At 62.7% G+C, this 10,615-nt stretch carries 10 protein-coding genes; 1 reads left to right on the plus strand and 9 read right to left on the minus strand.

All coding sequences use genetic code 11. The annotated features are described in order from the left end of the window. Nucleotides 1-81: 81 nt before the first annotated feature. The 6 genes from ACWDSI_RS20065 to ACWDSI_RS20090 are packed head-to-tail and all read right to left on the minus strand — an operon-like array spanning nt 82 to nt 6,721. Nucleotides 82-1,335: a hypothetical protein gene (locus ACWDSI_RS20065; protein WP_449757631.1), complete on the minus strand. Its 1,254-nt coding sequence runs from the start codon at nt 1,333-1,335 to the stop codon at nt 82-84. Nucleotides 1,336-1,341: 6 nt separating this feature from the next. Continuing rightward, a complete protein-coding gene (locus ACWDSI_RS20070) occupies nt 1,342-2,598 on the minus strand; it encodes a glycosyltransferase family 4 protein (RefSeq protein WP_449757632.1) in 1,257 nt (418 codons plus the stop codon). After that, complete coding sequence (locus ACWDSI_RS20075) at nt 2,595-3,203, minus strand: putative colanic acid biosynthesis acetyltransferase (RefSeq protein ID WP_449757633.1); 609 nt, start codon at nt 3,201-3,203, stop codon at nt 2,595-2,597. Before ACWDSI_RS20075 ends, ACWDSI_RS20070 begins: the two co-directional genes overlap by 4 nt. Then, a complete protein-coding gene (locus ACWDSI_RS20080; protein WP_449757634.1) occupies nt 3,200-4,165 on the minus strand; it encodes a GDP-L-fucose synthase family protein in 966 nt (321 codons plus the stop codon). The genes ACWDSI_RS20075 and ACWDSI_RS20080 overlap by 4 nt, the downstream gene beginning before the upstream one ends. A gap of 2 nt (nt 4,166-4,167) precedes the next feature. After that, nucleotides 4,168-5,190: a GDP-mannose 4,6-dehydratase gene (gmd, locus tag ACWDSI_RS20085; protein WP_449748879.1), complete on the minus strand. Its 1,023-nt coding sequence runs from the start codon at nt 5,188-5,190 to the stop codon at nt 4,168-4,170. A 58-nt stretch (nt 5,191-5,248) separates the two neighbouring features. Beyond that, nucleotides 5,249-6,721, minus strand: coding sequence for a sugar transferase (locus ACWDSI_RS20090; RefSeq protein WP_449757635.1), 1,473 nt, complete (start codon nt 6,719-6,721; stop codon nt 5,249-5,251). 518 nt (nt 6,722-7,239) lie between these two features. On the opposite strand from ACWDSI_RS20090, the gene ACWDSI_RS20095 reads away from it, so the two are divergent. Further along, on the plus strand, nt 7,240-7,902 hold the full coding sequence (locus tag ACWDSI_RS20095; RefSeq protein WP_449757636.1) for a YdcF family protein: 663 nt from the start codon (nt 7,240-7,242) through the stop codon (nt 7,900-7,902). A gap of 6 nt (nt 7,903-7,908) precedes the next feature. On the opposite strand, the gene ACWDSI_RS20100 is transcribed toward ACWDSI_RS20095, so the two are convergent. The 3 genes from ACWDSI_RS20100 to ACWDSI_RS20110 form a co-directional block, all read right to left on the minus strand. Next, nucleotides 7,909-8,982, minus strand: coding sequence for a hypothetical protein (locus tag ACWDSI_RS20100; protein ID WP_449757637.1), 1,074 nt, complete (start codon nt 8,980-8,982; stop codon nt 7,909-7,911). Further along, entirely contained in the window at nt 8,970-10,064 is a 1,095-nt protein-coding gene (locus ACWDSI_RS20105) for a sensor histidine kinase (protein WP_449748884.1), read from the minus strand. The genes ACWDSI_RS20100 and ACWDSI_RS20105 overlap by 13 nt, the downstream gene beginning before the upstream one ends. A gap of 132 nt (nt 10,065-10,196) precedes the next feature. Beyond that, complete coding sequence (locus ACWDSI_RS20110) at nt 10,197-10,538, minus strand: ATP-binding protein (RefSeq protein WP_449748885.1); 342 nt, start codon at nt 10,536-10,538, stop codon at nt 10,197-10,199. Nucleotides 10,539-10,615: the final 77 nt, after the last annotated feature.

The raw sequence follows: 10,615 nt of genomic DNA on the forward strand, positions 1-10,615 counted from the left end.
GGATGGTAGAGAATCCGATCACCGACCGCTATCTCTATTACACAGTGGGGTGCCTCGCGGCGTTGGCGTCGGTCCACAGCGTCAGCGGGAGTGGCGACCGGCCTTCACCACGACGTCCTCGGCCGGTTCGTAACGTCGAGCGTTCCACGGTTGGTACCAGGAGAGCCCGATGATGGTACTGATGAGCGTGGCAAACAAGAAGGCGGTTGCTACTGCCTGGGCGGTACCGGGAACCGCGACCGCCACCCCGATTGCGATCAGTGTGATCGCTACGAACACACCATTGACCAGTAGCGCTTCTGCAGATTTGTTCTGAGCCTTGAGGTGGATGGCGAGCACTACCAGCCAGGAACTCACCGCGTACTGGGCGGCTATGAACAGAACGACCCCTCGGGTGGCCTCGAAGGTGTCGCCGAGAGCAAGTGATCCCAACCAGCCGGGAAGGAACCGCAAAATGATGCCGGAGGCCAGAGCGATAACCGACGTGTAGATCGCTATGGTCTTCAACGATCTCCACGTTTCACTCGGCGACTGATGGTTTCGCGCCGACTCGGGGATGACGAGCAGCGGGATCGCGCTCGCGACGATCGCCAGTGGCGCCAAGATCGCCGTCGCACCCCGGAGGGCTGCCGCTGCAGCGTTGTCGATAAACGTCGCGGCGATTACCAGGATCACGAAGACCATGACTTGCTGTAGGCCGGCGTCGATGCCATAGCGAAGCCGATGTCCGACGCCGTCGAGAAGCCATGGCCTCATCCCTCGAAAGCGTGGCACCACAGAGAGGTTCACTATCAGTCCGGCCAGTGCGAGCAACGCGAAAGCCACCCACCCGCCGACCAGCCATACCGACGTGAGCCACGACGATTGAGCCCAGGCAAGAACCAAGAACACGAGGCACGCGATGCACCAAACGCCGTCCCACACGGCCGCCACGTGCGCCCTTCCCGCCGTGATCGCCACATATCGAGCCACGTCCTGCATCAGCACAAAAGGCAACGCAATGGCAAGGAGCCATGCCTCCGCTGCCACATGTGCGGACAAGCCGTAGGTGAGCAGCACAACTCCAACGACAACCCCTACGGGGATTGAGGCAGCCATCGCATACGCGCCATTGAGCCGAATCATCACGACTGGCTTACCGGCGGTCAGCATCAGTGGTGTTCCCAACGCTCCCCGTAGGACACCGATCGCGGCGGCAACCAGTGTGAACATCAACGAGATCCGACCGAAATCGTCTGTTGAGCACACAACTGCGAGGCCGAAAAGGATCAATCCATTGCCGACACTGGAGAAGATCTGGTCGAGTGTTCCCGACAACATGCGGAACTTGTTCACCTCGCGCTACCGACCACCCGCGGTTGTCTCCAAAGCAGCAGAACTCTTCGCCACCAGGCCGGCACACCACTGTTCATAGGCATCGATACCGGCCTTCTGGCCGAGCTCCCGGTTCGCGTAGATCGGGCCCTGCGCCGCGAGCATCTCGCATCGTTGTGAGTCGTTCGCCAACGCCAAGGCCTCGGTGACCAGCTGTTGTGGTTCACCGGGAGCGACCACCACCCCCGCCCCTGAGGAACGCACCTCGTCTGCGCTGACCCCGTCGCCCGCCACCGCGGCCAACACCGGGCGTCCGGCGGCAAAGTAAGTGGTGAGCTTGCTCGGTACGGCCATCCCGCGTAGTCCCGGAAGCTCGTTCACCAGGAGCATGTCAGCGGCCGCCAGGACGTCGGAGTATTCGGCGTCGGGCAGCGGATCGATGAACTGCAGCCGCTCGATTCCGACACTTGCGGCTTCGAGCGCGGCACGCTGATTGCCGTTGCCGACGAGAACGAATCTGAGAGGCTTGCCAGCAGCCTCGGCGTGCTGAGCCGCTTCGACCACAGAGTGCAAACCCTGCTTGAGGCCCATGTTACCGGTGTGCAGAACGACGCATTCGTCGTCGCTCCATCCGTGCTTATGCCGGATCGAAGCGACTTCTTCTCTCGACCGCGCATCCGGTTCACGCAGATGCGACCAGTTTCGATTCACGCTGACTGCATCGGGCTGCACACCCATGTCGATCACCGAGTCCCGAAAATGACGGTGAATGACCGAGACGCCATCGGCACCGCGGAGTACCGCCGATTCGAAAGCCAGGGCACCCTTCGCGAGAGCTCCTCCCCCGCCGGTTTCCTCCACGCCGCGGCCGTAGAGATCCTGGACGATGGTTCCCACCGGTATCCGCTGGGCGCGCGCCCTGGCAACGATCATTGCCGAAGCCATGAGCGGAGGGGTCACCGTGATGACCAGATCCGGGTTTCCCCAGTGCGCGCTCACGGCACGTCGCCCGAAGCTCACCTCAAGTCGTGTGCGCCCGGCCAGCGTGCCGCCGGCCGAGACGTGATGCGAGAAGCGCCGGATACGAACGCCCCGAATGTGTTCCCAGGCCTCCGACCGACCCTCGTAGGCAGCGGCGACCTTCCATTCGGGATAGTGCGGCATGCCGGTGAAGACCGTCACGCGATGTCCACGCTCGACTAGACCTTCGGCCAATTGCGTTGTATACGGCGCGATTCCGGTCACCTCGGGCGCATAGTTGATGCCGATGATCAGGATTCTCACTGATCCACCCGTTCCGTAGCCAACGGGGCCAGGACGACAACGCGCGGTGGTACATCCCTTGTGACAAGCGCGGTGGCACCGATCACGGCTCCCTCACCGAGCGTCACGCCGCGTAGCACGGTGGCACGGATCGCCACCCAAACCGAGTCGTCCACGACGATGGCCCCATTGTCGAACTCGAACGACGAAGATTTGCGATCGTGACTTCCCGTGCACAGCAACACATCCTGCGATATACAAGTGTTCGAGCCGATGATCACCGGCTCGAGGTTGAGAATCCAGGCACGTTCGCCGATCCAGGTGTCATCGCCGATCTCGAGCTTCCACGGCCAGTGGATCCGCACATCGTGCCGGATCAGCGTTCCCTTCCCGATCCTGGCGCCGAACGCACGCAGCACACCGATGCGGACTCGGTTGGGCACCCACCATCGAGACAGTGGCGATCGGATGAGCATCCACAGCGCCTGGATTGAGAACGGCCTGCCCTTGTCATAGCCACGGCCGGTGAAGTCCCTCAGCGACCACGATCGGTGGTTCACGTCGACCACCTGGTCGCCTTCCGCCAACGCCTCTGCAGCGCCCGAACCCTCAACCACACCGGTCATGACCGCAGTCCCGCCAGGTTGGCCCGGTACCAGGTAACCGTATCCGCGATACCCTCCGCCAACGGGATCTGCGGTCGCCATCCGCTGGTCGTCAACGTGCCGACGTCGAGGAGTTTGCGAGGAGTGCCGTCTGGTTTGGTTGTGTCCCAGAGCGTTTCACCTGTATACCCAACCGCATCCGCGACCATGTGCGCGATCTCGCGGATGGTGTGGTCCACGCCCGTGCCCACATTGACCTGAGTCGGGCCGTCGTAGTGCTCGAGGAGATACAGGCACGCGTCGGCCATGTCGTCGACGTGCAGAAACTCTCGGCGCGGTGTGCCAGAGCCCCAGTTGGTGACCGCTTGCTGCCCCGCTGACCGGGCCTCGTCATAGCGGCGGATGAGCGCAGGGAGAACATGGGACCCGGTCGGCGAGAAGTTGTCCCCCGGCCCGTACAGATTCGTGGGCATAGCCGAAATCCAGGACAGTCCATACTGTTTGCGTACCGACTGGATCTGCAGTATGCCTGCGATCTTCGCGATGGCGTAGGCATCGTTGGTGGGCTCGAGGAGCCCGGTCAGCAACGCATCCTCGGGGATCGGCTGGGGAGCGAACTTCGGGTAAATGCAGGATGACCCGAGAAACAGCAGCCGGGGAACCTGGTACTCGAGCGCCGCGTCGAGCACGTTGACCTGAATCCGCAAGTTGTCGGACAAGAAGTCGACCGGACGCGTGCTGTTCGCCATGATGCCCCCCACCTTCGCGGCGGCGAGGACAACTACGTCCGGACGAGCGTCACGGAAGAACGCGAACGTGGCGTCGCGGTCGCGCAGGTCGAGTTCAGAGTGGCTGCGTCCGATCAGATCTCCGAACCCAGCCCCCGCGAAGGCCCGCCACAAGGCGGACCCGGCCAGGCCCCGATGCCCGGCGATGAAGACGCGGGATGATCGATCGAGTGGCGCCGGCACGAGTTCGCTCATGGTCAGCTCCACGCGGGCAACGCGGGTGTGTCGATCCACGGCTTGCCGGCACATTCGAGAGCGGCAATATCAGCGTCCACCATGATCCGCGCCAATTCGTCTGGGGCCACTGACGCCTTCCATCCCAACCGCGACTCGGCGGTACTGGGGTCGCCGATCAGTGCATCGACCTCGGTCGGGCGCAAGTAGCGCTCGTCGAACCGAACATGCTCCTGCCAGTCCAGATCCGCATGTTCGAATGCGGTTTGGAGGAACTCACGGACGGTGCACGGCACTCCGGTCGCGAGCACATAGTCGGCGGGTTCGTCGGCCTGCAGCATTCGCCACATTCCCTCGACGTACTCCGGTGCGTAGCCCCAGTCACGAATGGCGTCGAGGTTTCCCATGTACACATGCTGTTCGAGACCTGCCTTGATCCGGGCGACCGCACGCGTGATCTTACGCGTCACGAACGTCTCTCCGCGGCGTGGGGATTCGTGATTGAACAGGATTCCGTTGACCGCGAATAGGTCGTAGGCCTCGCGATAGTTTCTGGTTATCCAGTAGGAATACACCTTGGCGGCACCATACGGGGACCGAGGATAGAACACCGTGTCCTCGTTCTGAGGTGGTGGCGAGGCGCCGAACATCTCCGAGCTCGAGGCCTGGTAGTAGCGGCAGTGTATGCCGGCCAACCGGACTGCCTCGAGCAACCGGACACTGCCGATACCTGTGGTATCGGCAGTGTGCTCAGGCTCGTCGAAGCTGACCCGCACATGCGACTGTGCCGCAAGGTTGTACACCTCGTCGGGCTCTATCGTGCTCAGCAGAGTCACCAAACGTGCACCGTCACTGAGATCGCCATAGTGCAGGAATAGACGAACCCCCGATTCGTGGGGGTCCGCATAGAGGTGATCGATTCGAGTGGTGTTGAACGTCGACGATCGCCGAATGAGTCCGTGGACCTCGTAACCCTTGGACAGCAGCAATTCTGCCAAGTATGACCCGTCCTGGCCCGTGATCCCGGTGATGAGGGCTCGCTTCACATTTGCTCCTTCATGACGAACTGACGAGGGGGTGCCGACCGGCACATGGACTGTGGTGCTAATACGCACCATCCTTGGAGAGCACTGCCTTGGCCGTTCGCCACAGGATCACGAGATCACCTAGAAGCGACCAGTTTTCGACGTAGGACAGATCCAGCTGTACCGTTTCCTCCCACGAGAGGTCGCTCCGGCCGGACACCTGCCACAAGCCGGTCATTCCCGGTCGCACCAGCATGCGGCGAATGACGATGTGATCGTAGGTCTCGACCTCTTCCCGCAGCGGCGGACGCGGACCCACCAGGCTCATACTCCCGTCGAGCACATTGAGCAGCTGGGGGAGTTCGTCAAGGCTGTAGCGGCGAAGGATGCGACCCACCCGGGTCACGCGCGGATCTTCGCGCATTTTGAACAAGACCCCGTTGCCCTCGTCCACCGCGGCAAGCTGGGTTCGCAGCTGATCGGCATCTGCGACCATCGATCGAAACTTCCACATCCGGAACGGATTGTTGTTCAACCCGACTCGTTCACCCCGATAGAAGACCGGCCCCCTGGTGTCCAGCTTGATCGCGATAGCACATGCGAGCAGAACCGGCATCAACATGACCAGCGCGACCAGGGCGACCGACTTGTCGAACGCGTGCCGAAGTACGCGCGTCGCTCCCTCGTACCTCGGCTTGTCGACGTGGAGGAGCGGTAGTCCCCCCTGCGGGCTGACAAGCAAACGCGGTCCGGCGACATCGAGCAGCGCCGGCGCCACCAGCAGACCGACGTTCATGCCCTCGAGCTCCCACGACAGTTCTCGCATGGCGGCCGGACCGAGGGCATCGGCGGAGGTGACCGCGACCACCGTAGCTCGGGAAGATTCCACCGCGTCCCGGATGTTCTCGAACACGCCTACCACCGGAATGTCGACGTCGTCATCAAGGGCGCTGTCGGTTTCCACCCAGCCACCGCGAGGGCCGGTGGGTGTACAGATCCCGGACACGTTGAATCCCAACTCGGGATGCTTGCGCAGGCGACGGACCAGATGAGCCGATGAGGACTTGCCGCCGACGACCAGGACCTCGTGAAGGTTCTTGCCCTTGGCGCGTGATCGTTTGAGCCACTGCCGCCACAACTTCCGTTCGAGCAGAAGGCCCAGAGTGCCCAGCGGAATCGCGACCGCGAGAAAGCCACGCGCGATAGAGATGTTCAGGAGAAGAGCGGCAACTGCATACCCCCCGAAAAAGATGAAACAACCCCGAACGACCCGTGTGAACTCCGCGACACCGCTCCCCAAGACGCGACGGTCGTAGGACTGTGCCACCCTGAGGCAAAGCCACCATGCCACGGCCATGGCAAGCGACGCCGCCACCACCGACGAATCGAGTTGACCGACGGGGTAGAGGAAGCTGGTACCGAACCTGACCGACTGCGCCAGTGCGATACTCAGCGCGATAACGGCAAGGTCCGAGATCTCGAGCTTGTGGGCCAGTCGGCGCTGCCAGTCATGCGGACTGCGCGGAACGGCGCGGGCGCGGCGGTAGGCCAACCGCCGAACGGTGGTGTCACCGCGACCCATCGGGACTGCCACTGTGCCCCCCAAAGACTACAATCGGTGGAATTAATTCCCGGGATTCCCGACGTCATTGGAATTGCCTCTTATTCTGAGGCCAGTCCGAGGGACCTTCAATCAAACCGGGCCATGCAATCAAATTGTTGAATTCTTCACGCTGACTCAATCAATTCCATTGCGCGAGTGATCATCTTCGATCGCTGTAAATGAGGATATGGCGACCTGCCACCCCCCGCAACTCGAAATGGCAGAGTGGATCGATCAGACTACAAGTCATTCCTCCCCACACTCAAATATCCGAATAAAGTGACACATGCCATAATTAACCTACAACTAGTCGCAAGTCACGGCGTTGCCCTCGCGTACCTTAACCAGTGATGTCCAAGACAACGCGTACGCAGAATGTTGTTTGCGGGTCTTGTCGCCGACGGCTGTGGTGAACGCCCCATCTGCTCACGTCTCGGGCGGGACGCCCTGCTGGAACAATCGACCTCATGGCAGACGGCCCATCCGTGGAGACTCCTGACATCGGTGCCGCCGATAGCTCGGGTGCCGGGGCCGGACGGACCCGCCGGCGCCGTCGGTGGCGCCGCATCCTGATTTCCGTGGTTCTGGTTTTGGTCCTGATCGTGGCAACCTACTGGGGCCTGGGTTATCAGCTCTTCTATCGCGAACATCAGGACTCATTGCGTCACGTCGATGCGATCGTCGTACTCGGTGGCGAACACGACGGGCGAGAGGATTATGGCCTGACGTTGGCGCGGGAGGGGTACGCGCGAACCGTCGTCGTGTCCAATCCCTATCTCGGCGAACAGTACAACACCCAAGCGGCGAACTCGCTGATGCAGCGGGTGTGTGGATCAAGCACGTCCACCGTCGAGGTCATCTGCTTCGCACCAGATCCGTCGACCACGCGTGGTGAAGCGATGTACGTGGAACAGCTTGCACGAAAACGTAACTGGCATTCGGTCATCGTGATCAGCTGGCGCTTTCACATGGTGCGAGCCCGATACATCTTCGGCCAGTGTTTCTCCGGCGATGTCGTGATGCGGAGTGTTCCCAGGGATTACCCCACGTCTATCGAGTACTGGGGCTTTCAATTCGCCTATCAGTACGGCGGATTGACGAAGGCAGCCGTCCTCGGCTGCGATGCGTGAGTCTGACTAACCCACCGAAGAGACGCCACCATCCGGCATTACCTCGATCCGGACCGTCGACCCGTCGGATCTGCGGTGCAGTACCGAGCCGGCGATCTCGCGACCGGGAGCGGCGACGCGGACGAACACCTGACCGTCCGACGCTTCGTCGAGCGTCGCCGTCGCAGCGTCGAGGAGTATCTCGATGGCCGGAACGGACGCGGCGTCGGTGTCGGCATCGACCCAGCTCGTGGAGTCGTCGAGCAGCACCACCTCGACGCCGCGGCGTCGTGCGCGGTCGACCACGTCGTCGAGGCCGAGCTCGCACATCAGACGCGCCCTGATGCGGTCGCGGAGGTGCGCCTCGAGGAGGGCGCACTCCATGCGTTCGGCGTGGGATAAGCTCTCCCGCTCCGTGATTCGCTCCAGCAGCGGATGAGCCAGCCGGTCGAGTGTTCGCATCTGGCGGGCACGTTCATCGGCGGCAGCGATGTCGGCGGAGATTGCCCCGATCCGATGTGCCGACTCCTTGCGCAGGCCGAAGACGGCGAGCAGGTCACGCCGGACGGCGTACGCGAAGAACACTGCCATCACCAGCGGTGCTACGTCGGTGAAACAGAGACTGATCGAGACCGGCAGTGACAGGCCGACACTCACGCCCCAGCGAACCACCACCACCGATGTGACGAGCAGGCTCGCCCACGCCGCGACGTACCGCCCGCGCACCGTCATGAAGCAGTACACCGCGACCGGTCCGCCGTGCGCCCAACCTGCAAGGATCGACCCGGCAGCGGCTTCCGGGGTGACCATCAGGACCAGGAAGCAGGCCAGCGGACACGCGACCGCGAGCCCACATGTGACCATCAGCGGCAACGGATCACCCGGTACCCAGATCACGGCGACGGCCGCGAGCGAGAGCAGCACGGCAGCAACGACCGGCGGCCAGGGACGGGTGGGTTGGCCTGTCGTGGTGGCGACAACCGCGAACATCGCCACGACGTAGGCCACTGTCACCAACCATGCCCAGTGGCTTCGTGTTCCGATGAGGTCGAGAATGTCCTGTGCGCGATCCTCGACGCCGCGCGACCCTACTCGTGCCATCCGAGCATCACCGTCGTGCCATGTCCCGGCGACGAGGACACCGTCGCCCATCCACCAGCGCGTTCCATACGGTCCCGGATACTCAGTGCGATTCCGAGCCGGCTCGGGTCCACGCGATCCGGATCGAACCCCGGACCGCTGTCACGAATGGTGACGGACAGCGATGCCGCCGTGGCTTCTACCGAAATCTCCACGGGAACAAGGGTTCCGCCATGTCGACGACTGTTGCGGACAGCCTCCGCGGTAGCTCCGCACAGCGCTCCGACCAGAATCCTTGGGAAGGTCAGATCGGCGCTGCGCACGTCGGCGTCCGACGTGAGGTCCATGCCCGCAGCCGTATGCAGCTCATCGAGCAGGCCCGCGAGATCAACCCGGTCATCGTCGACGGCACTTGCCGGAGTCGCGATGGTGGACAGCGCACTTCGCGCGTCGTCGGCCAACTCCGGTGACGACCCGCGACGCGCGGCGACGAGAAGGGTCGACATCACGCTGTCGTGGGTGAAGGCGTCGAACCTGCTGCGCTCGTCGGCGCGCGCCCGAACGGCAGCCGCCAGCACGGCCTTTTCGAAAGTCTCGGTCCTGGTGTCGTCGAAAAGCCTTGCTGCCCTGATGCCCATGCCTGCGGTGCCGACGAACACCATCGAGAACGCATAGCCCCAGGCGATGTGACCGATCAGCGATCCGGTGACGCCCGGCGCATGGGCGGCATGGTCGATCAGGTTGGTACCGACAATCAGAACGGCGAGCGCCACGAACCCGGCCACGGTACTGAAGGCGATCACTGCGGCGATGGCGGGCAGCCCGGCGAACTGGGCGATCCAGACGGCCTGTTTGGTATCGAGGTAGTCACCCGTCCGGGCGGGCCACCACAGCGCGATCGCAACGAGGTAGCTGATCACCGCAACTGCTGCGGTGATCTGTATCTGCCGCATGGTCCCACGCAATCCCACCGGGATCAGGAGCACTCCGGTGCCGACGGTCGCGGGCACGGCAACCGCGAGCCACCATGTGGCCACGGTCGGTACGGACGCGACGATGAGTGAGAGGCACATGATGCCGTAGACCAGGTAGCCGATACCCACGAACGTCGCGAGGATTCTCCGGATACGACGTTCGGCCGACTCGTCGTCGGGAATCAGTTTCTGCGCTTGCTATCGGTGGACGACCTCATGTGTCGGTCTGTGTACGACCTGATGTGTCGGTGTCCGGCGTTTTCATGATGCAGGTGTGTCGTTGGGTGTGACAAGTCCTTGCCGGTCTTTGAGTCGGTAGCTGGGTCCGTTGATGGCCAGGACGTCGCAGTGGTGCAGGAGTCGGTCGAGGATGGCGGTGGCCAGGACGTCGTCGCCGAGGACGGTTCCCCATTCGGTGAAGTGCTTGTTGCTGGTGATGATCGTGGAGCCTTTCTCGTATCTGCGGCTGATCAGTTGGAAGAACATGTTGGCTTCGTCGCGGTCGAGGGCGAGGTATCCGACCTCGTCTATGACCAGCAGTGATGGGCGCATGAGGTTCGCGAGTTGCCGGGGTAGCCGGTTTGCTGGCTCTTCCGGATTCAGAGTGCATGCAGTCGTTCTGCGAGTTGGCCGGAGTGGATGAGTGACCGCAAGATGTAGTGGTTGAGGTTGCGGAAGCC

It is taken from the genome of Gordonia sp. NPDC003429 (assembly GCF_053588575.1).